21 protein-coding genes are annotated in these 20993 nt (G+C 74.7%); 15 read left to right on the top strand and 6 right to left on the bottom strand.

All coding sequences use genetic code 11. From position 1 onward, the window contains the following. Positions 1 to 3: 3 nt before the first annotated feature. Positions 4 to 1938, top strand: a complete 1935-nt coding sequence (locus ACL02T_RS02200) for an ABC transporter ATP-binding protein (RefSeq protein WP_412829321.1) — start codon at positions 4 to 6, stop codon at positions 1936 to 1938. 384 nt (positions 1939 to 2322) lie between these two features. Further along, positions 2323 to 3477, top strand: coding sequence for an acyl-CoA dehydrogenase family protein (locus tag ACL02T_RS02205; protein ID WP_412828916.1), 1155 nt, complete (start codon positions 2323 to 2325; stop codon positions 3475 to 3477). Between the two features lie 106 nt (positions 3478 to 3583). Here ACL02T_RS02205 and pruA read toward each other — a convergent pair whose 3' ends face one another. Both pruA and ACL02T_RS02215 read right to left on the bottom strand, forming a co-directional pair. After that, positions 3584 to 5209, bottom strand: a complete 1626-nt coding sequence (pruA, locus tag ACL02T_RS02210; RefSeq protein WP_412828917.1) for an L-glutamate gamma-semialdehyde dehydrogenase — start codon at positions 5207 to 5209, stop codon at positions 3584 to 3586. A gap of 22 nt (positions 5210 to 5231) precedes the next feature. Beyond that, positions 5232 to 6137 (bottom strand): proline dehydrogenase family protein, encoded by a 906-nt coding sequence (locus ACL02T_RS02215; protein ID WP_412828918.1) that lies wholly within the window; start codon positions 6135 to 6137, stop codon positions 5232 to 5234. Between the two features lie 136 nt (positions 6138 to 6273). Here ACL02T_RS02215 and ACL02T_RS02220 point away from each other — a divergent pair, with 136 nt between their 5' ends. From ACL02T_RS02220 to ACL02T_RS02260, 9 genes are all read left to right on the top strand, one after another. Further along, positions 6274 to 7464, top strand: a complete 1191-nt coding sequence (locus ACL02T_RS02220; protein WP_412828919.1) for a PucR family transcriptional regulator — start codon at positions 6274 to 6276, stop codon at positions 7462 to 7464. 72 nt (positions 7465 to 7536) lie between these two features. Then, positions 7537 to 8043 carry a GAF domain-containing protein gene (locus ACL02T_RS02225; protein WP_412829322.1) on the top strand — a complete coding sequence of 169 codons (507 nt, stop codon included), beginning with the start codon at positions 7537 to 7539 and terminating at the stop codon, positions 8041 to 8043. After that, positions 8040 to 8456: a SpoIIE family protein phosphatase gene (locus ACL02T_RS02230; protein ID WP_412828920.1), complete on the top strand. Its 417-nt coding sequence runs from the start codon at positions 8040 to 8042 to the stop codon at positions 8454 to 8456. Before ACL02T_RS02225 ends, ACL02T_RS02230 begins: the two co-directional genes overlap by 4 nt. Beyond that, the gene (locus ACL02T_RS02235) at positions 8429 to 8815 is read left to right on the top strand and encodes a SpoIIE family protein phosphatase (RefSeq protein ID WP_412828921.1); all 387 of its coding nucleotides are present in this window, start codon (positions 8429 to 8431) and stop codon (positions 8813 to 8815) included. The genes ACL02T_RS02230 and ACL02T_RS02235 overlap by 28 nt, the downstream gene beginning before the upstream one ends. Continuing rightward, complete coding sequence (locus ACL02T_RS02240; protein WP_412828922.1) at positions 8812 to 9570, top strand: ATP-binding protein; 759 nt, start codon at positions 8812 to 8814, stop codon at positions 9568 to 9570. Before ACL02T_RS02235 ends, ACL02T_RS02240 begins: the two co-directional genes overlap by 4 nt. 131 nt (positions 9571 to 9701) lie before the next feature. Next, positions 9702 to 11363: a PP2C family protein-serine/threonine phosphatase gene (locus ACL02T_RS02245; protein WP_412828923.1), complete on the top strand. Its 1662-nt coding sequence runs from the start codon at positions 9702 to 9704 to the stop codon at positions 11361 to 11363. Next, positions 11360 to 12448: a cobalamin B12-binding domain-containing protein gene (locus ACL02T_RS02250; RefSeq protein WP_412828924.1), complete on the top strand. Its 1089-nt coding sequence runs from the start codon at positions 11360 to 11362 to the stop codon at positions 12446 to 12448. The genes ACL02T_RS02245 and ACL02T_RS02250 overlap by 4 nt, the downstream gene beginning before the upstream one ends. Then, positions 12445 to 12807, top strand: a complete 363-nt coding sequence (locus ACL02T_RS02255) for an STAS domain-containing protein (protein WP_412828925.1) — start codon at positions 12445 to 12447, stop codon at positions 12805 to 12807. Before ACL02T_RS02250 ends, ACL02T_RS02255 begins: the two co-directional genes overlap by 4 nt. Before the next feature lie 133 nt (positions 12808 to 12940). Continuing rightward, positions 12941 to 13342, top strand: a complete 402-nt coding sequence (locus ACL02T_RS02260; protein WP_412828926.1) for a hypothetical protein — start codon at positions 12941 to 12943, stop codon at positions 13340 to 13342. 19 nt (positions 13343 to 13361) lie between these two features. Here the strand turns inward: ACL02T_RS02260 and ACL02T_RS02265 are convergent, their stop codons facing one another. Next, a complete protein-coding gene (locus tag ACL02T_RS02265; protein WP_412828927.1) occupies positions 13362 to 13637 on the bottom strand; it encodes a DUF2795 domain-containing protein in 276 nt (91 codons plus the stop codon). 169 nt (positions 13638 to 13806) lie between these two features. Here ACL02T_RS02265 and deoC point away from each other — a divergent pair, with 169 nt between their 5' ends. Both deoC and ACL02T_RS02275 read left to right on the top strand, forming a co-directional pair. Next, positions 13807 to 14553 (top strand): deoxyribose-phosphate aldolase, encoded by a 747-nt coding sequence (gene deoC, locus ACL02T_RS02270; RefSeq protein WP_412828928.1) that lies wholly within the window; start codon positions 13807 to 13809, stop codon positions 14551 to 14553. A gap of 101 nt (positions 14554 to 14654) precedes the next feature. Further along, complete coding sequence (locus tag ACL02T_RS02275; protein WP_412828929.1) at positions 14655 to 14822, top strand: hypothetical protein; 168 nt, start codon at positions 14655 to 14657, stop codon at positions 14820 to 14822. A gap of 1 nt (position 14823) precedes the next feature. On the opposite strand, the gene ACL02T_RS02280 is transcribed toward ACL02T_RS02275, so the two are convergent. Together ACL02T_RS02280 and ACL02T_RS02285 are read right to left on the bottom strand one after the other, a co-directional pair. Continuing rightward, complete coding sequence (locus ACL02T_RS02280; protein WP_412828930.1) at positions 14824 to 16197, bottom strand: NtaA/DmoA family FMN-dependent monooxygenase; 1374 nt, start codon at positions 16195 to 16197, stop codon at positions 14824 to 14826. Between the two features lie 19 nt (positions 16198 to 16216). Then, positions 16217 to 17371, bottom strand: a complete 1155-nt coding sequence (locus tag ACL02T_RS02285) for an LLM class flavin-dependent oxidoreductase (RefSeq protein ID WP_412828931.1) — start codon at positions 17369 to 17371, stop codon at positions 16217 to 16219. Positions 17372 to 17548: 177 nt separating this feature from the next. Between ACL02T_RS02285 and ACL02T_RS02290 the strand changes: the two genes are divergently transcribed. Both ACL02T_RS02290 and ACL02T_RS02295 read left to right on the top strand, forming a co-directional pair. Beyond that, positions 17549 to 18442 carry an alpha/beta fold hydrolase gene (locus ACL02T_RS02290; RefSeq protein ID WP_412828932.1) on the top strand — a complete coding sequence of 298 codons (894 nt, stop codon included), beginning with the start codon at positions 17549 to 17551 and terminating at the stop codon, positions 18440 to 18442. Further along, positions 18439 to 19569, top strand: a complete 1131-nt coding sequence (locus ACL02T_RS02295) for an LLM class flavin-dependent oxidoreductase (RefSeq protein WP_412828933.1) — start codon at positions 18439 to 18441, stop codon at positions 19567 to 19569. Before ACL02T_RS02290 ends, ACL02T_RS02295 begins: the two co-directional genes overlap by 4 nt. 145 nt (positions 19570 to 19714) lie before the next feature. Here ACL02T_RS02295 and ACL02T_RS02300 read toward each other — a convergent pair whose 3' ends face one another. Continuing rightward, entirely contained in the window at positions 19715 to 20941 is a 1227-nt protein-coding gene (locus ACL02T_RS02300; protein WP_412828934.1) for a saccharopine dehydrogenase family protein, read from the bottom strand. Positions 20942 to 20993 lie beyond the last annotated feature (52 nt).

The following is a 20993-nucleotide window of genomic DNA, read 5'->3' on the forward strand; positions in this document are numbered from 1 at the left end:
GGGATGGCCGCCCAGCGCCGGGGCGGCGGACCGCCGTGGGGCGGCATCGGCCAGCCCACGGAGAAGGCCGCCACCTTCGGTCCCTCCGCCCGCCGCCTGATCGGTCGGCTCGCGCCCGACCGGCTGGGCGTGCTCGTCGTCATGGCGCTCGGCGTGATCAGCGTGGCGCTGAACGTGATCGGCCCGCGGATCCTCGGCCACGCCACGGACGTGATCTTCGCCGGGGTGATCGGCGCGCAGCTGCCCGCCGGGCTCACCGCGGCGGAAGCGGCCGCGCGGGCGCGCGCGGCGGGGAACGACACCACCGCCACGCTGATCGAGACCCAGGGCGTGGTACCGGGGCAGGGGATCGACTTCCGGGCGCTCGGCCTCGTGCTGCTCGGCGTGATCGCGATCTACCTGGCGGCGTCGGTGTTCTCCTACGCGCAGGGCTACCTGCTCAACGGGATCGTGCAGCGCACGGTGTTCCAGCTGCGCCGCGAGGTCGAGGACAAGATCCACCGGCTGCCGTTGCGGTATTTCGACGGCCGGCAGCGCGGCGAGGTGCTCAGTCGTGTCACGAACGACATCGACAACGTCCAGCAGTCACTGCAGCAGACGCTGAGCCAGCTGGTGACCTCGCTGCTCACGATCGTGGGCGTGCTGGCGATGATGATCCTGATCTCGCCGTTGCTCGCCCTGATCGCGCTGATCACCGTGCCGGTGTCGATCGGACTGACCCGGGCGATCGGGCGGCGCTCGCAGAAGCAGTTCGTGGCGCAGTGGCGCAACACCGGCATCCTGAACGGGCACATCGAGGAGGCCTTCACCGGGCACGAGCTGGTGCGGGTGTTCGGTCGGCGGGCCGAGGTCGAGGCGCAGTTCGGGGAGAAGAACGAGGAGCTGTTCGGCGCGAGCTTCCGGGCCCAGTTCATCTCCGGGATCATCATGCCGTCGATGATGTTCGTCGGGAACCTGAACTACGTGCTCGTGGCGGTGATCGGCGGGCTGCGGGTGGCCTCGGGCTCGCTCACGCTCGGCGAGGTCCAGGCGTTCGTCCAGTACTCCCGGCAGTTCACCCAGCCCCTCACCCAGGCGGCGTCGATGGCGAACCTGCTGCAGTCCGGGGTGGCCTCGGCGGAGCGGGTGTTCGAGCTGCTCGACGCCGAGGAGCAGACCCCGGAGCCGGCGGCGCCGCAGGTGCGCACCACGCGTCGCGGCCGGGTCGCGTTCGAACACGTCTCGTTCCGCTACGAGCCCGACCGGCCGCTGATCACCGACCTCTCGCTGGTCGCCGAGCCGGGCCAGACCGTCGCGATCGTCGGGCCGACCGGTGCGGGCAAGACCACGCTGGTCAACCTGGTGCTGCGGTTCTACGAGCTCGACGCCGGCCGGATCACGCTCGACGGCGTGGACATCGCCCGGATGGCGCGCTCCGACCTGCGCTCCGGGATCGGCATGGTCCTGCAGGACACGTGGCTCTTCCACGGCACGATCCGGGACAACATCGCCTACGGCCGCCCGGGCGCGTCGGAGGAGGAGATCCTCGCGGCGGCCCGGGCGACCTATGTCGACCGGTTCGTCCGCAGCCTGCCCGCGGGCTACGACACGGTGATCGACGAGGAGGGCACCGGGGTCAGCGCGGGGGAGAAGCAGCTGATCACGATCGCCCGCGCCTTCCTCGCCGACCCCTCGCTGCTGATCCTCGACGAGGCCACCAGCTCCGTCGACACCCGCACCGAGCTGCTGCTGCAGCGGGCGATGGCGGCCCTGCGCGCCGAGCGCACCAGCTTCGTGATCGCCCACCGGCTCTCCACGATCCGGGACGCGGACCTCATCCTGGTCTTGGAGGAGGGCTCGATCGTCGAGCAGGGTACGCACGAGGAGCTGCTCGCCGCGGGCGGCGCCTACCACCGGCTCCACCAGGCCCAGTTCGCCGGGGCGACCGCGACCGAGTGAGCGAGCGGGACCTCGGGGCTGTTCGATCATGGTCGGGCAGCTCTGGCGTCCCGCTCGGTGGGTCGACCCGGCGTGCGCAGGTCGCCCCCGTCGAAGTACCGGGAGCCCTGCACCTCGTCGACCACGCGCGCCCGCGGCCTCGCCCCCGCGCTCGACCATGAGCGTGAGGAACACGGCGCTCTCGGTCAGGGGGCGAGGACCGCCTGGGTTCGGGCACGGGCCCCTCCGGCCGCCAGACCGCCGCCTCGATCGCGGTTCCGGGCCGCGCGGTCGAGGGCCGGCCGGGGCAGGGTGGACGGTCTCACGCCGGTGCGGGTCTGCCGGACCGCGAGCACAAGTTCTATATTCTGCAGAATCCTGAGAGGCGCGACGAGGGGTCCGAGCATGAACACGTTGAGCACCGAAGAGCGGGCGGTCGTCGAGACGGTCCGGGATTGGGTCGACCGCGAGGTCAAGCCCGTCGTCCGGGAGCTCGAGCACGAGAACACCTACCCCGAGAAGCTCGTCGAGCAGATGAAGGAGCTCGGCATCTTCGGGCTGGCGATCCCCGAGCCCTGGGGGGAGGCCCCGGTGTCGATGCCCTGCTACGCGCTCGTCACCGCCGAACTGGCCCGCGGGTGGATGAGCCTCGCCGGAGCGATGGGCGGGCACACGGTCGTCGCGAAGCTGCTGCTGGCCTTCGGCACGCAGGAGCAGAAGGACCGGTACCTGCCGCGGATGGCGACCGGCGAACTGCGGGCCACGATGGCGCTCACCGAGCCGGGCGGCGGCTCGGACCTGCAGAACATGGCCACGCAGGCCAGGCTCGACGGCGACGAGTACGTGATCAACGGCTCGAAGACGTGGATCTCCAACGCCCGCCGGTCCGGGCTGATCGCGCTGCTGTGCAAGACCGACCCGGCGGCCGAGCCGAAGCACAAGGGGATCTCGGTGCTGCTGGTGGAGCACGGCCCCGGGCTCACCGTGAGCAAGGACCTGCCCAAGCTGGGCTACAAGGGTGTCGAGTCCTGTGAGCTGATCTTCGACGACATGCGGGTGCCCGCCGACGCCGTGCTCGGCGGGGAACCGGGCAAGGGCTTCGCGCAGATGATGAAGGGCCTGGAGACGGGCCGGATCCAGGTCGCGTCCCGCGCGCTCGGTGTGGGGCAGGCGGCGCTGGAGGACGCGCTGCGCTACGCCCAGGAGCGGGAGAGCTTCGGCAAGCCGATCTGGCAGCACCAGTCGGTCGGGAACTACCTGGCGGACATGGCGACCAAGGTGACGGCGGCCCGCCAGCTGATCCTCTACGCGGCGGAGAAGTTCGAGTCCGGGCAGCGCTGCGACATGGAGGCGGGGATGGCGAAGCTGTTCACCTCCGAGGTCGCGATGGAGGTGGCGCTCAACGCCGTGCGGATCCACGGCGGCTACGGCTACTCGACCGAGTTCGACGTCGAGCGCTACTTCCGGGACGCGCCGCTGATGATCGTCGGTGAGGGCACCAACGAGATCCAGCGCAACGTCATCGCCGCCCAGCTCGTCAAGCGCGGCGGCCTCGACTGAGACGCATCATGGAACCACAACGCGAGGTGAGGCCCAGATCGAGCGCATTATGGTTCCATAACGCGCGATATCGGCGGCCCTGAGCGCGTTATGGTTCCATAGTGCGTCAGTGCATGTGCGGGTAGGTGTGTGTCGTCGGGGGCACGAGGGTCTCCTTGATCGCCCTCGGGCTGGTCCAGCGCTGGACGTTGAGCATCGAGCCCGCCTTGTCGTTGGTGCCGGACCCCCGGCTGCCGCCGAAGGGCTGGCGGGACACGATCGAGCCGGTGGGGCGGTCGTTGACGTAGAAGTTCCCGGCGGCGTGCCGGAGCACCCGGTGCGCGTGGTCGATGGCCGAGCGTTCGGTGGCGAACACGGCGCCGGTGAGGGCGTAGGCGCTGGTGCGGTCCACGAGCTCGAGCGTCGGCTCCCACTCGGCGTCGTCGTAGACGTGCACGGCCAGGACGGGCCCGAAGTACTCGGTCGTGAAGGCCTCGTCGCCGGGGTCGGTGCCGACCAGCACGGTGGGGTCGACGAACCAGCCCTCGGCGTCGTCGCTGCCCCCGCCGACCAGGACGTCGAGCGAGGCGGTGTTCTTCGCCCGGTCCAGCGCGCCGCGGACCCGGCCGAAGGCGCGGGCGTCGATCAGCGCCCCGCCGAAGTGGCGCAGGTCGGTGACGTCGCCGTAGGTCAGCGAGGCGGTGACCTCGGCGAGCTCGTCGCGCAGCGCCGGCCACAGCGAGCGCGGCACGTAGGCGCGGGAGGCCGCGGAGCACTTCTGGCCCTGGTACTCGAACGCGCCCCGGACCAGCGCGGTGGTCAGCGGCGCCGGGTCGGCCGAGGGGTGGACGACCACGAAGTCCTTGCCGCCGGTCTCCCCGACGATCCGCGGGTAGCTGCGGTAGCGGTCGAGGTTGTCGGCCAGCGTGCGCCACAGCGTCGTGAAGGTGGCGGTGGAGCCGGTGAAGTGCAGGCCCGCGAACCCCGGGTCGGTGAGCGCGACCCGGGAGACGGCGAGCCCGTCACCGGTCACCAGGTTGATCACCCCGGGTGGCATGCCCGCGGCCTCGAGCAGCCGCATCGTGTACTCGGCGGCGAGCTGCTGGGTCGGCGTGGGCTTCCAGACGACCGTGTTGCCCATCAGTGCGGGCACGGTCGGCAGGTTGCCGGCGATGGCGGTGAAGTTGAACGGCGTGATGGCCACGACGAACCCGTCGAGCGGGCGGTGGTCCATCCGGTTCCACTCGCCGGGGACGCTGCGCGGCTGCTCGGCGAGCACGCGGCGGGCGTAGTGGACGTTGAACCGCAGGAAGTCGATCAGCTCGCACGCGGCGTCGATCTCGGCCTGCTGTACGGACTTGGACTGGCCGAGCATCGTGGCGGCGTTGAGGGTGTCGCGCCAGGGCCCGGCGAGCAGGTCGGCCGCGCGCAGCAGGACGGCGGCGCGCTCGTCGAAGGGCAGGGCCGCCCACGCCGGGGCGGCGGTCTTCGCGGCGGCGACGGCCTCGGCCACGTCGGCGTCGGTGGCGTTGGCCGACAACCCGATCACCGAGCGGTGCCGGTGCGGCTCGACGACGTCGAACCGCTCGCCGGAGGCCATCCGGCGCTTCCCGGCGATCGTCATCGGCAGCTCGGGGCGCTGCCCGCGCAGCTCGGCGAGCGTCCCCTCGAGCGACGCGCGTCCGGGCGAGCCGGGGGCGTAGGTGTGCACCGGCTCGTTGGCCGGCTCGGGGACGGCGGTGATCGCATCCATGGTCGACTCCTCGGGCGACGGATCAGCGGGTGACGAGGGCGCGGAGCAGGAAGCCCAGGTTCGCGGGGCGTTCGGCGAGGCGACGGGCGAAGTAGCCGTACCAGTCGGCGCCGTAGGGGACGTAGACGCGCATCCGGTGTCCCGCCGCGGCGAGCCGGTGCTGCTCGGGGACCCGGACGCCGTAGAGCATCTGGAACTCGAAGGTCGCGGGATCGCGGCCGATGCCCTCGGCCAGTGCGATCAGGCGGGGGTCGTGGGTGGCGACCATCGGGTGGCCGGGACCCGCCATGAGCAGGCGCAGGCAGCGCTCGTACGACGCGTCGACCTCGACCCTCGCCGGATAGGCGACGGAGGCGGGCTCGGCGTAGGCGCCCTTGACCAGGCGGACCCGCGAGCCCTCCCGGGCGAGGTCGGCGCAGTCCGCCTCGGTCCGGCGCAGCGCGGCCTGGACGACGGCGCCCACCCACGGGTGCTCGGCGCGCAGCTTGCCGACCGTCTCGAGCGTGGCGTCGACCGTCGTGTGGTCCTCCATGTCGACGGTGACCGTGGTGCCGGCGCGGTCGGCGGCGGCGCAGATGGCGGCGGCGTTGTCCAGGGCGAGGGTGCCGGGCAGGGCCGCGCCGAGGGCCGAGAGCTTCACCGACACCTCGGCGCGGGCGGCCAGGCCCCGTGCGGCGAGGCCGTCGAGCGCGGCGACGTAGGCGTCCCGGATGGCGACGGCCCGGCCGGCGTCGGTGGTGTGCTCGCCCAGGTGGTCGAGAGTGACGAGCAGGCCGTCGGCCGTGAGGTCGGCCGTGGCGGCGAGGGCCGCGTCGAGCGTGTCGCCGGCCACGAACCGGTCGACGACCCGGCGCGCGGCGGTCGCCCCCGTCACGAGGCGGCGGACGAGGGGACGGCGGCTGACGGCGAGGACGGACGAGCTGAACACGGCAGGTCTCCCTTCCGGCCTCCGATGCGGCGGCGGGACCACGGGCACCGGTGTGGGACCACGGTAGGCAGTTCCCGTTCCGCGGCCCATGGACGATCGTCGGAAGCTCCGACGCCGTTGCTCATACACTTGTCCGATGGAGCTGCAGGAGCTCGTGGACGAGGTCTCCCGCGTGCTGGGTGAGCCCGTCGTCCTGGAGGACCGGGACTTCAACCTCGTCTGCTACGGGGCCCACCCGGACGAGCTGGACCCGGTCCGGCAGCGGTCGATCCTGCACCGCCGCTCCGGCCCCGAGGTGCAGGACTGGTTCGAGCGCTTCGGCATCGCGACCAGCGAGCGCCCGGTGCGGACCCCCGCCGACCCGGGCTTCGGCGTGGTCGCGCGGGTGTGCCTGCCGGCGCGGTGGAACGGGGTGACCTACGGCTACGTCTGGGTGCTCGACGCCACGGGCCGGCTGGCCGGGCCCGAGGCCGACGAGCGGCTCGACCGCGTCATGCGGCACGCCGCCCGCGCCGGCACGCTCATGGCCGGGCAGGCCCGTACCCGCGAGCACCTCGCCGAACGGGCCCACGACCTGCTCTCCGGCGACCCGGCGACGGCCGAGATCGCGGCCGCCGAGATCGACCGGCTCGGCGCCCTGGCCCGGGACGCCCCGGTGCGCGCGATCGCGCTGCACCTCGCCGGTGGCGGGCCCGTGCCCCCGCTCAACCTCTGGCGGCTGCCCCGGGCCGCCCTCGCCACCGCCGCCGACGATCCCGCCGACCCCACCGTGCTGCTGCTGACCCCGTCGGCCGGCGCGGACCACCTCGCCGACGCCGCCCGCCACCTCTACGCCGAGCGGCTCGACGGCGCCGACCCCGCCCGGCTCGTCGCCGGGATCGGCGGGGAACGGGCGGATCTCGTGGGGCTGCGGGACAGCGTCCGCGAGGCGCGGCTGGCGGCCCGGGTCGCGCACGAGGTGCCGCGGCTGCGCCCGGTCGCGCGGTGGGACGCCCTCGGGCCCTACCGGTTGCTCGGCTGCGGCCCGCGCCCTGCGCTGCGCGAGGGCACGATCGACCCCGCCGTGCGCCCGCTCCTGGACCACCCCGTGCTCGCCGCGACCGCCGCGACCTACCTGGATCTGGCCGGCAACGCGCGGCGGACCGCCGGGGCGCTCGCGATCCACCGGCAGACGCTGTACTACCGGCTCGGGCGGATCACCGAGCTCACGGGTCTGGACCTGGCCGACGGGCGGGACCGGCTCACCCTCCATCTCGCGCTCACCTTCCGGCCGCTGCTCGGACAGGACGGCGCCGACCGGGGGGTGGACGCGCGCGGGGGCGATTAGCATCGGCAGGATCTGTGGAACCCGAGCACCGTTCAGTCCGGTGCGGTCGCGCGACGCAGGCTCGCGTCGGCCCTGATGGGCACCTCGATGGTCGCCCTCACCGTGGTCGACGACGTCCGCTCCGTCCTCAAGGGCCCGCCGCACCCGGAGGCGCTCACCGGGCCCGAGGGCACCTACGAGGTCCCGGTCCACGACGCCGCCTGCCACGTGGTGATCGACGCGGCGGACGGGATCTGCGCCCCGGACGTCTCGCGGGAGCCGCGGCTGCGGGACCTGCCGCAGATCAAGGAGTTCGAGGCCGCGGCCTGGCTCGGGCTGCCCGTCCTCGATCCCGACGGTTACGTGATCGGCAACTTCTGCGCCATGGACCGGGTCGCCCGGCGGTGGACGGACGAGGAGCGGGCCGCCCTGCGCGGCCTGGCCCGGGCGGCCGGGGCGAGATCGCGCTGCGGCTCGCCCTGCGGGACGCCGCCCGGGCCACCGAGGCGGCCGAGCGCTCCGCGGCGGAGGCCGCGGAGCTGGCCCGCACCCTGCAGGCCGGTCTGGTGCCCTTGCACCCGCCCGTGGTGCCCGGTGTGACGGTCGGTGCACGGTTCGAGCCGGGCGGGACCGACGTGGAGGTGATGGGGGACTTCTACGACCTCGTGCCCCTCGGGGGCGGGTTCGGGCTCGTCGTCGGGGACGTCTGCGGGAAGGGCGCCGTGGCCGCCCGGACCACGGCGCCGGCCCGCTCCGCCGTGCGCACGGCCGCGCTCGGCGAGCCCACGTACGCGGACGGCACGGGCGTGCTGCGCACGGTCGACGAGGTCCTGCGGGGCTGGTTCGCCGAGGCCCTGTTCGGCGACCGCATCGGCTTCGTGTCGGCGGTGTACGCCCGGTTCCATCGCCCCGTCGCGGGCTGTGGCTGGCGGGTCGACGTCGCGGCGGCCACCCGCCGGGCCTGGTGCGACGCGCCGCCGGCGGGGTGGAGCCCCTCGCGGGCGGCGGCATGATCCTGGGTCTGGCCCCCGGCGCCCCCGTCGGCCGGCAGCGGCTGGAGCTGCGCCCCGGCGACGACCTGGTGCTCTACACCGACGGCGTGACCGAGGCGCACCGGGTCGGCGACCCGGACCAGTTCGACGGGTCCGGGCTGGCCGCCGTGCTCGGCGGCCTGCCGCCCGACACCGGACCGCAGGAGACCGCCGAGGCGCTGCTGGGGGCCGCCCGGTCCCGCTCGGACGGCCGCTCGCCCGACGACGCCGGAGTGGTCGTCGTGCGGATCGGGCACGCCGGGGCCACCGGGGAGGTAGCACCCGCGGTGGGGTGTACGAGTACCCGGGTGGGCGAGGGGAAGGGGGAGGCGCCGGGGTGACCGTTCCCGAGTACAGCGACAGGTCCTCGCCGCTGCGTGCCATCACGGCGGCGGAGGGCGGGACGGCGCGCGTGCACCTGGTGGGGCGGCTGGTCCCCGAGACCGCGCCCGACGCGGCGAGCCATCTCGCGCGCCTGTTGCAGGGCTTCGACCGGGTGGTCGTCGACCTCGACGACCTGCGGGTCGAGCGGCTCAGCCTGCTCGCCGTGCTCGCCCGGGCGGCCCGGGACGCCGGCGGGTGGCCCGAGGCGCGGCTGGCCCTGGTGGCCCGCGACGACCAGCTCCGGCGGATGCTCCGGGCGGCCGGGGTGTCCGACCGGGTCGCCGTCGCGCACGGCGTCGACCTCGCGCTCGACCGGGCCGAACGACGTCCGGCCGTCGTCGACGCGACCTGGGTCCTCCCGCCCGAACGGGAGGTCGTGGGCCGCGCGCGGCGGGCGGTGGACCGGCGCCTGGCGGCGTGGGCGTACCCGGGGGACCCGGAGGACGTCGCGCTGGTGGTGAACGAGCTGGTCGCCAACGCCGTCGAGCACGCCGGGACCCCGTTCACGCTCACCGTGACGTTCGACCGGAGGGGCGTGCGGATCGCCGTGGCGGACCGCTCACCGCTCCCGCCCGTCCTCCGGCCGCACGATCCTGGCGCCGCCCGCGGCCGCGGGCTGCAGCTGGTCGCCTCGCTGGCCGAGGAGTGGGCCGTCGTCGACCGTGGCGAGGGCAAGGTGGTGTGGGCGCTGATGGCGCCCGAGCCGGGCTGACCCGGGAATTCCCGCGACACGACCGCCGTTGTCCGGAGTCGGTGTCCTTTGGACAGATCCCGCAGCAGTAGGCGACACTGACCGGGCCGACCACGACGGATTCGAGGTGAGAAGGGGCGTGCCGGCGTCCCGTGCCTGTGACAGACCCCGAGCACGCCACTGGTGCGACTCTCCTGGAGATCGACACGAGGATCGACACCGCACCCCACCCGGCCGTGGTGGCGGACGCCGCCGGGATCGTCCAGGCCCTCAACCGGGCTGCGCGCGCGCTGCTGCCCGGCGTGCGCGTCGGCGAGTCCCTCACTGCGACCGCCCCCGGCTGGCTGGCCGAGTCCCACGCGACGCTCGCCGGCACCCCGGGACCCGGCGGCGCCGCGCAGGGCTGGGTCGACCGGCGCAGCCTCGAGGGCCACCCCGTGCGGCACGACGACGGCACGGTCACCTGGTGGCTCGTCGACGACACCGACACCCGGCTCGCCCGCGAGGCCCTGCGCACCGAGCAGGCCCGCACGGCCTTCCTCACCGAGGTCTCCACCGCGCTGCTCGGGTCGCTGAACCTGCAGCGGTGCATGGAGACCACGGTCGCGCTGGCGACCGAGAACCTCTGCGACGCCGCGATCGTCATGGCCCCCGCCCGCGGCGGCCGGTACCCCACGGTGACCGTCCTGCGCGGCGGCGAGATCGTGCACGACGTGCTCGACGTCGACGCCGAGGAGGTCCCCGGCCTGGCCGAGGCGCTGCAGGGCTTCCCGCCCGTGCCCTCGCGCTGGCTCGACCCGATGTCGGTCCCGGAGTGGCTGCGACCGACCGGGTTCGGCGAGGTCGGCTCGATCGTCGTCACCCCGCTGCCTGGGCACGGCGTGCCGGCCGGTGCGCTGATCCTCGTGCGCGGTGCCGGAGCCGCCGAGTTCAGCGAGGAGGAGGAGGTCGTCGCGCGGCTGTTCGCCACCCGCGCCGGCGTGGCCATGTCCGCCGCCCGGATGTACGACCAGCAGGCGTCGATCACCGAGACGCTGATGCGGGACCTGTTGCCCCCCACGGTGCACCAGCTCCCCGGCGTGGAGTTCGCCGCCCGGTACCGCGCCTCGCAGGACGGCGATCGCGTCGGCGGGGACTTCTACGACGTGCACCCGGCGAGCGTGGAGGACGGGGAGAACGGCGCCGAGTCGCTCGTCGTCCTCGGGGACGTCTGTGGCAAGGGCCTCGACGCCGCCGTCCTCACCGGGAAGATCCGCAGCACCCTGCACGCGCTGCTCCCGCTCGCCGACGACCACCTGCGAATGCTGCGCCTGCTCAACGGCGCGCTGCTGAACACCCACGACGCGCGGTTCGCCACGCTCGTGCTCGCCTCCGTCGCCCGGGACGGTGCCGGGGTGCGGCTGCGGCTGACCTGCGGCGGCCACCCGGCCCCACTGATCGTGCGGGCCGACGGGCACGTCGAGGAGGCCCCCACGCGCGGCACCCTCATCGGTGCGATACCCGACGTCCGGGCCACCACGGCCGAGCTGACGCTCGGCCCGGGCGAGACGTGCCTGATGTACACGGACGGCATCACCGAGGCGAAGGGCGGTCCCTTCGGCGACGAGCTGTTCGGCGAGCAGCGCCTGCGCCGGGCGCTCGGCGAGTGCGCCGGGATGCCGGCCGAGGCCGTCGTCGAGCGGGTGCAGATGCTGGCGTCGCAGTGGCTCGGGCGCGGCACGCACGACGACATGGCCGTCCTGGCGATCACGGCTCCCCGCGGGCAGCACCTGACCGCGGTCGGGGGGCACGGACGAGGTAGGTACACCGCATGACCGATCCGACGACCCGAACCCCGATCGGGCCCGAGGAGTCCCTCCCGCAGTACACCGACGCGCTGTGGTCCGCCGCGATCGCGGGCGACGAGTACGCCGCCACCGACGTCGTGCTGGGCGCGCTCGACGCCGGCGTCGACCCGGAGGCCGTGCTCCTCGACGTCGTCGGCGCGGTGCAGCGCAGGGTCGGCCGCGAGTGGGCGGCCAACCGGATCAGCGTCGCACAGGAGCACACCGCGACCGCGATCGACGAGCGCGTGATCGGCGCGATCGGGCACCGGGTGCGCACCGAGCCGCACCGCGGCCGGATCGCCGTGGCCTGTGTCGACGGGGAGTGGCACGCCCTGCCCGCCCGGCTGCTCGCCGAGGTGCTGCGGCTGCGCGGGTTCACGGTGGACTACCTCGGCGCCCAGGTGCCCGCGCCGCACCTGGTGGAGCACCTGCACCGCACCAGTCCCGAGGCCGTCGCCCTCTCGGGGTCGATCGCGACCCGGCTGCCCACCGCGCACGCGACCATCACGGCGTGCCGGGCCACCGGCGTGCCGGTGATCGCCGGCGGCGCCGCCTTCGGCTCGGATGGCCGCTACGCCCGGCTCCTGGGGGCCGAGGCGTGGGCGCCCGACGCGCGCACCGCGGCGGACCGGCTGGGGGAGGGCCCACTGCCGCGGCCGGAGAACAGCACCCAGGCCATCGACGACCTGCCGCATCTCGCGGACCAGGAGTACACGATGGTCACGCGGACCGCGCCGCAGCTGGTCAAGGCGATGTACACGGGCCTGGAGCTGCGCCTGCCGGTGATGGCGCGCTACACCGACCAGCAGCGCCAGCACACCGCCGAGGACCTCGACCACATCGTGCAGTTCCTGGCGACCTCGCTCTACACCGGCGACGACGAGCTGTTCGGCCGCTTCCTCCGCTGGACCGCGGAGATCCTGGAGGCCCGGTCGGTGCCGGCGACCTTCCTGGTCCCCGCCCTCGAGCTGCTCGGGGAGGAGCTGCGGGACTTCCCGCGGGCCACGGCCCTGCTGGAGGGCGCGCAGGCCCGGCTCTCGGCCTCCCTCGTGGGCACGCGGGAGTCCGCGTGACGGCGGGACGACGGCTCACCTGCACCTGGGCGGTCGTCGGGCGCCGGACCGGCCGGCTCACCCTCGTGGGCGATCTCGACCACGACCACGCCGACGAGATCAACCGGGTGCTCGTCGAGGGCCTGGGAGCGCACCCCGGCCTGGGCGCGGTGCACCTGCACTGCGCCGAGGTGGCCTTCTGCGACTCCTACGGCCTGTCCGCGCTGCTCATGGCGCACCGGCACGTGCGGGCGGCCGGGGCCCGGCTGCAGCTGGACGACCTGCAGCCCGGGCTCACCCGGCTGCTCGAGCTCACCCGCACGCTAGAGTACCTCACCGCCGAGGGCACCCCGTCCCGGGCGGAGAAGTTCGACACCTGAGCCCTCAGCTCCTTCTCGACGGCCGGGGCCCGGGAAGGTCACGGGACGGTCACGATCGGGAGCGCGGGCGCTCCCGTGCGCCCATCCTTCCGTAGCACCCGAGCCGGGGAGCCCGGCCGACGAGAGGAGCACCATGACCCGCTCGCCCGCCGCGTCCCCCGTCTCCCCGGCGGTCATGACCCTGCTGCGCGTCCTGGCCGTGCTGGCCGCGCTGATGATCGTCCTGCAGGGGGTGTCGGCCGGCGAGATCCTGTCCCGCAGCGCGACCGCCGTGGCGCTGCACTCCGCCGGCGCGATCGTGGTGCACGTGCTCACCGGGCTGACGGCCATCGTCGCCTTCCTGGTCGCCCGCTCGGCGAGGGGGCCGTGGTGGCCGCCGATCGTGGCGGCCGTCGTGTTCGCCGTGAGCTTCGTCCAGGCCGCGCTGGGCAGCGGCGGCGTGATGGCCGTGCACGTGCCGCTGGCGATGGTCCTGCTGGTGGGGTCGGTGGCGGTACTGGGCTGGTCGCTCGCCACCGGCCGTGCTCGCGCCTGAGCCTCCGGGGCCGCCGCGCTCAGGCGGGCTCGACCGGTCCCGGCGGCGTGACCGGCCGTCGGCCGAACACGCCGGTGAGCACGGCGTCGAGGTCGGTGTAGGTACGGTAGGGCAGCCGAGCGAGGTGGCAGGCCGTCAGCGCGTCGGCGCCCCGCGTCGTGGCGCCGGCGATGATCTCCCAGCGCTCCGCCGGATACCGGACGTCGCGCAGCACGTCGACGAGGCGGTCCTGCAGGGAACGCGGGACCGGTTCCGCCGGGAGGCGGCTCCCGCGTCCCGCCGTCGGGTCCGGCATCCGGAGGCCTCCCGGGGGAAGGGGCCGATCGTGGTCTCGACGGCCCTTCACGCAGGCGCCCAACGTACGAGCGGCCACGCCGCCGGGCAAGACCCGATCCTCACCGCCGCCCTCCGGTAGCGTCGTCCCCGTCCCTCCCCGACCCGCGAGCCGTCCCGGAGCCCTGCGCATGAGCCTCGACGCCGCCGCGATCGCCGCGATGATCGACCACGCGATCCTCAAGCCCGAGCTCACCCGCGGACAGGTCGACGCGGACCTCGCGATGGCGGAGCGGCACAGGGTGTTCAGCGTGTGCGTGCGGCCGTCCGACGTCGCCCACGCGGTGTCCACACTGGCCGGCAGCGGTGTCGCGGTCGGCACCGTCCTCGGCTTCCCGCACGGCACCACGTCGACGACGGCGAAGGTGGTCGAGGCCCGGCAGGCGCTCACCGAGGGTGCCGTCGAGCTGGACATGGTGCTCAACATCGGCCGGCTGCGCAGCGGCCTGCTCGACGACGTCCGGGCCGACATCGCCGCCGTCGTCGGGGCGGCGGGGGAGCGTTTGGTCAAGGTCATCCTGGAGACGGCCTTCCTCACCGGCGACGAGATCGTGGCCGGGTGCCGCGCGGCGGAGGCCGCGGGCGCGGCGTTCGTCAAGACGTCGACCGGGTTCGCCGGCGGCGGCGCGACGGCCGAGCACGTCGCCCTCATGCGGGCCTCCGTCGGCCCGTCCGTGCAGGTCAAGGCCTCCGGCGGGGTGCGGGACCTGGACACCCTGCTCGCGCTGCACGAGCTCGGTGCCACCCGCTTCGGCACCAGCGCCTCCGCGGTGATCCTGGAGGACGCCGCGGCCCGGGACGCGGGCCGCCGGAGGGGGAGCCCGCGTACCCGACCATCCGACTCGGCGGCCGCGCGGACCGACGGCGCGTCCTACTGACCCTGGTGGACAACGCCGGCGCCCCCGACGTGGAGCGGCGCACCGGATGCCGATCGAGGTCGTCGACGCCGTGTCGACACCACCGCGAAGGCTCGTGCGCAGTGGCCTTCGTCGTGCACGCCCCGGGGACGGCGTTCGAGGGGTTCGTGCGGGCCGCCGCGGCGGCGGCCGCCGAGGGCGAACCGAGCATGGGTCAGGTCCTCGATGTCGCCGCCCGCAACGGCATCGAACTGCTCGGGACGGTCCCGACCACTGCCGTGCCGGCCTAGCTCAGCCGGACACGGCCGTCCCGAGGTCGCCGGCCGCCGTGGTCGGCGCCGGCTTCAGGCCCAGGTGCTCGCGCAGCGTGGCGCCCTCGTACTCGGTCCGGAAGACCCCGCGCTCCTGCAGCAGCGGCACCACGGTGTCGGCGAACTCGTCGAGCCCGCCGGGCGTGATGTGCGGGACGAGCACGAACCCGTCCGACGCGTCGGCCTGCACGAACTCGTCGAGCAGCTCGGCGATCCGGCCCGGGGTGCCGATGAAGTTCTGCCGCCCGGTCACCTCGATGATCACCTCGCGGGTGCTGAGCTGCTTGGCCTCGGCGAGCTCGCGCCACTCGTTCGCGGTCGCGATCGGGTCCCGGTACATCCGCACGCTGGCCCGGCCGCGGGAGATCGTGTTCTCCCCGACGACGGGGTCCACCGTGGGCAACGGGCCGTCCGGGTCGTGGTCGGACAGGTCCCGGTTCCACAGCTGCTCGAGGAACTTGATCGCGGTCGCGGGGCTCACCTGCTGGTACCGGACGTGCCGGGCCTTCTCCTGCGCCTCGGCCTCGGTGTCGCCCAGCACGAAGGTGGCCGACGGCATGATCTTCAGGTCGTCGGGGGAGCGGCCGTACTTCGCCAGCCGGCCCTTGACGTCGGCGTAGAAGGCCCGGCCGGCCTCGAGGGTGCCGTGCCGGGTGAAGATCGCGTCCGCCCCGGAGGCGGCGAACTCGCGGCCCTCCTCGGAGTCTCCGGCCTGCAGGACCACCGGGCGGCCCTGCGGGCTGCGCGGCACCGGGAACCGCCCGTGGATGTCGAACTGGTCCGAGCGGATCGCGAAGTCGCCGCCGGGCCGCCAGAACTCGCCGGACTCCTTGTCCGCCACGATCTCGTCGCCCCGCCAGGAGTCGAACAGCTCCCAGGTGGCGGCGAGGAACTCCTTGGCGCGCAGGTACCGCTTGTCCTGGGGCAGGAAGCCGCCGCGGCGGAAGTTCTCCCCGGTGAACTCGTCCCAGGAGGTCACGACGTTCCACCCGGCGCGGCCCGCGGAGAGGTGGTCCAGGGAGGCGAACTGCCGGGCGACCTCGTAGGGCTCGTTGAAGGTCGAGTTGATCGTCCCGGCCAGCCCCAGCCGGTCGGTGACGGCGGCGAGCGCGGCCAGCACCGTGAAGGTGTCCGGCCGGCCGACGACGTCGAGGTCGTAGATCTGCCCACCCTGCTCGCGCAGGCGCAGGCCCTCGGCGAGGAACAGGAAGTCGAACTTCGCCCGCTCGGCCGTCCGGGCGAAGTGGACGAACGAGTCGAACTCGACGTGGCTGCCGGCCTCCGGGTCGCTCCACACCGTCGTGTTGTTGACGCCGGGGAAGTGCGCGGCGAGGTGGATCTGCTTGCGCGGCATGCGATGTCCTCCCGGGTGGTCAGGCGGCGTAGCGATCGGCGGGCCGGTCGAGGCCGAACAGCCCGCGCAGGGTGTCCGCCTCGTAGGCCGTGCGGAAGGCGCCGCGGCGCTGCAGTTCGGGCACGAGCCCGCGGGTGATCTGCCCGAGGTCGTGGTCGACCGAGCCGGGGCGCAGCCGGGCGCCGGCCAGCCCGGCCTCCTGCCACTCCAGCAGCAGGTCGGCCAGCTCGGCGGGGGTGCCGACGACGATCCGCGCGTCGCTGATCAGCTCGCGGCCCAACCGGGAGTCCATGCGACCCTTGCGGTCCCGCGCGGCCTCGGCGGACTCGTCGAGGAACACCACGACGTCGCCGAGCACGTGCAGCGGTTCCTCCGCCCGGCCCGCGGCCTCCTGCTCGCGGCGGATCTCGTCCAGGACCGGGGCGACGTCGGCGGTCTCCTGCGGCGTGACGAAGCCCAGATCGCAGGAGCGACCGACGAGGCGGTAGGCGTGGTCGCGGTGCGCCAGCGCGGCGACCAGCGGCTGGCCCTGCGGGGGCCGCGGGGTGATCGACGGGCCGCGCACGGAGAAGAACCGGCCCTCGAAGTCGATGTAGTGCAGCTTCTCCCGGTCGACGAACCGGCCGGTCGCGGCGTCCCGGATCTCGGCGTCGTCCTCCCAGCTGTCCCACAGCCGGCGCACGACCTCGACCCAGTCCGCGGCGTCGTCGAACAGGTCCGGCGCGTCCTCGCGGGAGACCTCGCGGCGCCCGACGAGGGCGGCCTCGTCCGGGCGCGTGGAGACGCGGACCCGGATCCCGGCCCGGCCGGTGCTCACGTAGTCCAGCGTCGCGATGCCCTTGGAGAAGTGGAAGGGCTCGGTGTGCGTGGTGACCCCGGTCGGGACGATCCCGATGTGCGAGGTCAGCGGCGCGACCCTCGCCGCGACGAGCAGCGCGTCGAGCCGGCCGCGGACCTGGTCGGTGCGCTCGTCGGGTTCGAACGGGCGCGAGGACTGGATCCCGAAGCCGTCCTCGATCGTGACCAGGTCGAGCAGGCCGCGCTCGGCCTCGCGCACCTGGTCGGCCCAGTAGCCGGCGTCGAACAGGGCGGTGGGGCGGGCCTCGGGCTCGCGCCACGAGGCGGGGTGCCAGCCGGTGCCCTCGAGGGCGACGGCGAGGTGCAGGGGGGTCATCCGACAGCTCTCCCTGGAGGGTGGGTCGAGGACGGGGGCGCGCGGTCAGCGGGCGCGACAGCCGGTGGTCGTGACGAGGCAGCGGTCGATCCACCGCCGCTGCGTCAGTACCCCCGGGACCACCCCACCGACACTAACCGCGAGCAGGCCGGGACACGACGTCGTAGGGTCCGGCAGGTGGCAGGGACGACACGAACCAGCCCCGACGTCGACGGCTACGCCCTCGCCTACGAGCGGGCCGGATCGGGTCACCCGGTCCTGCTCCTGCACGGCTGGCCGGGCGACCGCAGCGACTGGGCGGCGGTGGCCGGCCTGCTCGCCGAGACCGGCACCGCGGACGTGGTCCGGCCCGACCTGCGCGGTTTCGGCGAGTCGGACAAGCACGCGGGCGGCGACCTCGCCGCGGGCGGCCAGGCGCGCAGCGTGCTCGCGCTGCTCGACGAGCTGGGGATCGGGCGGGCCGTGCTCGCGGGCTACGACGTCGGCAGCCGGGTCGCGCAGACGCTCGCGGCCGAGCACCCGGACCGGGTCGCCGCCCTGGTCGTCGCGCCGCCCCTGCCCGGCGCCGGCGACCGGGTGCTGGCGCCGGAGGCCGCGCGGGAGTTCTGGTACCAGCACTTCCACCGCCTCGAGCTGGCCGAGCAGCTGATCGACGGCCGGCCCGATGCCGTCCGCGCCCACCTACGGCACTTCTGGGACCACTGGTCGGGCCCCGGCTTCACCGTCGAGGAGGAGCGGCTCTCCCGGCTGACCGAGCACTACGCCCTGCCGGGCGCGTTCGTGGCGTCGATCGGGTGGTACCGCAGCGGATCCGGGATGATCGCGCGCTCGCTCGCCGAGCAGCCCCCGGCGGCCCGGATCGCCGGGCCGACCACGGTGCTGTGGCCCGAGCACGATCCGCTGTTCCCGCGGGCCTGGTCCGACCGGCTCGACGAGTGGTTCGAGCGGGTGGACCTGCGCCCGCTCGACGGTGTCGGGCACTTCTCGCCGGTGGAGGCCCCGGAGGGCTGGGCGGCGGTGCTCGGCGAGGTCCTGCCGGGCGGCGGGGCCGCCGAGGGGGTTCGGGGGTGAGCCTCCCGCTGTCCGTGCTGGACCTCTCACCCGTCCCGGCGGACGGGACCGCCGGCGACGCGCTCCGGAACTCGATCGACCTCGCGCAGGCCGCGGAGCGGGCGGGGTACCACCGCTACTGGGTGGCCGAGCACCACCTCGCCACCGGGGTCGCGTCGTCGTCGACCCCGGTCCTGGTCGCGCTGATCGCGGCGGCGACCGGGCGCATCCGGGTGGGCTCCGGCGCGGTCCAGCTGCCGCACACCCGGCCGGTGCAGGTCGCCGAGCAGTTCGGGACGGTGGCCGCGGTCCACCCCGGACGTGTCGACGTCGGGCTCGGGCGCTTCGACCTGCACCGCATCCTGCGGCTGATCCGGAACGGACCGACCGGCCGGAGGGGCGGGCGGGCGCCCGAGACCCGGGTGGTCGACGGGTTGCTCCTGCCGAAGCCGGGCACGGTGCCGTCGGACCTGGGTCTGTACGGCTGCCTCGCCGAGCTGCTCGGCTTCGACCCGGACCAGGAGCCGCCCGACTACGGGCGGCAGGTCGGCGAGATCCTGGCGTACTTCGCCGGCACCGCCCGCGGCCCGCGCGGCGAACCGTTGCACGTCACGCCGGCCGAGGGCGCCGAGGTCGAGGTGGTCGTCCTGGGCTCGACACCGGGGGAGAGCGCGCGGGTGGCGGGGGAGCACGGCCTGCCGTTCGCGGTGAGCTACCACCTGGTCCCGCACCTGGTGCTCGACGCCGCGGCCGCCTACCGCGAGGCCTTCCGGCCCGGCCGCGCGGCCGCGCCGTACGTGATCGTGTCCGCCGACGTCGTCGTGGCGGAGACGGACGAACGGGCCCGCGAGCTCGCCGAGCCCTACGGCCAGTGGGTGCTCGACATCCGTGCCGGACACGGCGCCCGGCCGTACCCGACGCCGGCGCAGGCGCGCGCCCGCGAGTGGACGCCGGAGGAGCGGGCCGGGGTCGCCGACCGCGTCGACACCCAGTTCGTGGGCACGCCGGAGACGGTGTGCGACGAGCTCGCGACGCTCGCCCGGGTGACCGGGGCGGACGAGCTGCTGGTCACCACCATCACCACCGAGCACGCCGACCGGGTGCGCAGCCACGAGCTGCTCGCCGAGGCGTGGCGCTCGCGCGGTTGACGCGCGGCGAGCGGGAGGGGTGCGGGAGCGGGCACCCGCGAGTCGGGAGTCGTGGCAGCGCGAGTCGGGAGTCGTGGCGGCGCGAGTCGGGAGTTGTGGCGGCGCGAGTCGGGAGATGCGGCCACGCACCCCGCCGAGCGCGGGCCTACGGCGCCGAGGCCTCGTAGGTGTGGCCCGCCTCGCGGAGGCGCTCGATCAGGGTGTGGCCCATCGCGGTGGCGGGGGTCAGGGAACCGCTGCGGTCGGGGAGGTCGTCGAGGGCCAGGCACAGCGCGCTCTCGCCCAGCATCACCGCCGTGGCGGAGTATCCCGGGTCGCCGGAGCCCGCGACCGTGGCGGTCACCGTCCGGCCGTCGGTCGTGGTGCCGGTCAGGACGTGCCGGAAGAAGCCCTTCGCCCGGGCCTGCTCGCTCGGCCCGGTGCCGGGCTTCGGCAGCACCCGCTCGAGCAGCGCACGGGTGGGCGGGAACGTCGCCCCGGCGACCATGGCCGCCGTCGCCGCGGTGATCGCCACGGCGGCCGCCGCGCCGGCCGCTCCGCGCCCCGCCGCCATCCGCTCCTCGTAGCGCAGCCCGCGGCCGTAGCCCCAGTCCTGCAGGGCGTTGCTCCGCCGCACGATCCGGGTGTTGTAGGGCGCCATGACGAACGGGGCGGTCCACGAGCCGTCGGGCTCGCGGCGTGGCGGGCCGGCGTCGCGCGGCTGGTCCGGGGCGGGCTCGGCGGCGGGATCGGGGCTGAGCGAGTGCGGCCGCAGGGCGATCCGGCGCGCGGCGGGGTCACCCGCGACGCTCTCGACGTGCCCGAGCAGCGAGGCGAGGGTGCCGCCGCTCAACCCGCCCCGCGCCGTCGCGACGGCCCGGACCCGGGCGAGGTCGGTGCCCGCGGCCCGGTGCAGCAGCAGGGTGCCGAGATCGGACGGGACGGAGTCGTACCCGCACGAGTGCACGATGCGCGCGCCCGACTCGCGGGCCACGGCGTCGTACCGGTCGATCGCCTCGCGGACGAACAGCACCTCGCCCGTGAGGTCCGCGTAGTGCGTGCCGGCCCGGGCGCACGCCTCGACCAGCGGCAGGCCGTACCTCGCGTAGGGCCCCACCGTCGTCGCGACGACCCGGGAGGCGGCCGCGAGCGCCGCCAGCGAGGCGGGGTCGGTCGAGTCCGCGGTGACGAGCGGCCAGTCCCGGGCCCGTTCGGGCAGCGCGGCCCGCACGGTCTCCAACCTCCCGCGCGACCGCCCGGCGAGCGCGATGCGCACGTTCTCCGGCGCGGCACGCGCGAGGTAGCCGGCCAGCAGGGCCCCGACGAACCCCGTGGCGCCGAAGACGACCAGATCGTGCTCGCGTCCCGTGCCCCTGCCCGCGTCCGTGCTCATGCCCCGCATCGTGCCGCGTGCCCGGCCGCGCCGCGCGGTGCACCCGGTTGAT

Source organism: Pseudonocardia oceanicola (genome assembly GCF_047200735.1).
Lineage (GTDB): Bacteria > Actinomycetota > Actinomycetes > Mycobacteriales > Pseudonocardiaceae > Pseudonocardia.

Coding starts and splice junctions, on each gene's coding strand:
- ACL02T_RS02200 (WP_412829321.1), top strand. CDS start 4: ATGGCCGCCCAGCGCCGGGGCGGCGGACCGCCGTGGGGCGGCATCGGC.
- ACL02T_RS02205 (WP_412828916.1), top strand. CDS start 2,323: ATGAACACGTTGAGCACCGAAGAGCGGGCGGTCGTCGAGACGGTCCGG.
- pruA (WP_412828917.1), bottom strand. CDS start 5,209: ATGGATGCGATCACCGCCGTCCCCGAGCCGGCCAACGAGCCGGTGCAC.
- ACL02T_RS02220 (WP_412828919.1), top strand. CDS start 6,274: ATGGAGCTGCAGGAGCTCGTGGACGAGGTCTCCCGCGTGCTGGGTGAG.
- ACL02T_RS02250 (WP_412828924.1), top strand. CDS start 11,360: ATGACCGATCCGACGACCCGAACCCCGATCGGGCCCGAGGAGTCCCTC.
- ACL02T_RS02260 (WP_412828926.1), top strand. CDS start 12,941: ATGACCCGCTCGCCCGCCGCGTCCCCCGTCTCCCCGGCGGTCATGACC.
- ACL02T_RS02265 (WP_412828927.1), bottom strand. CDS start 13,637: ATGCCGGACCCGACGGCGGGACGCGGGAGCCGCCTCCCGGCGGAACCG.
- deoC (WP_412828928.1), top strand. CDS start 13,807: ATGAGCCTCGACGCCGCCGCGATCGCCGCGATGATCGACCACGCGATC.
- ACL02T_RS02280 (WP_412828930.1), bottom strand. CDS start 16,197: ATGCCGCGCAAGCAGATCCACCTCGCCGCGCACTTCCCCGGCGTCAAC.
- ACL02T_RS02285 (WP_412828931.1), bottom strand. CDS start 17,371: ATGACCCCCCTGCACCTCGCCGTCGCCCTCGAGGGCACCGGCTGGCAC.
- ACL02T_RS02300 (WP_412828934.1), bottom strand. CDS start 20,941: ATGAGCACGGACGCGGGCAGGGGCACGGGACGCGAGCACGATCTGGTC.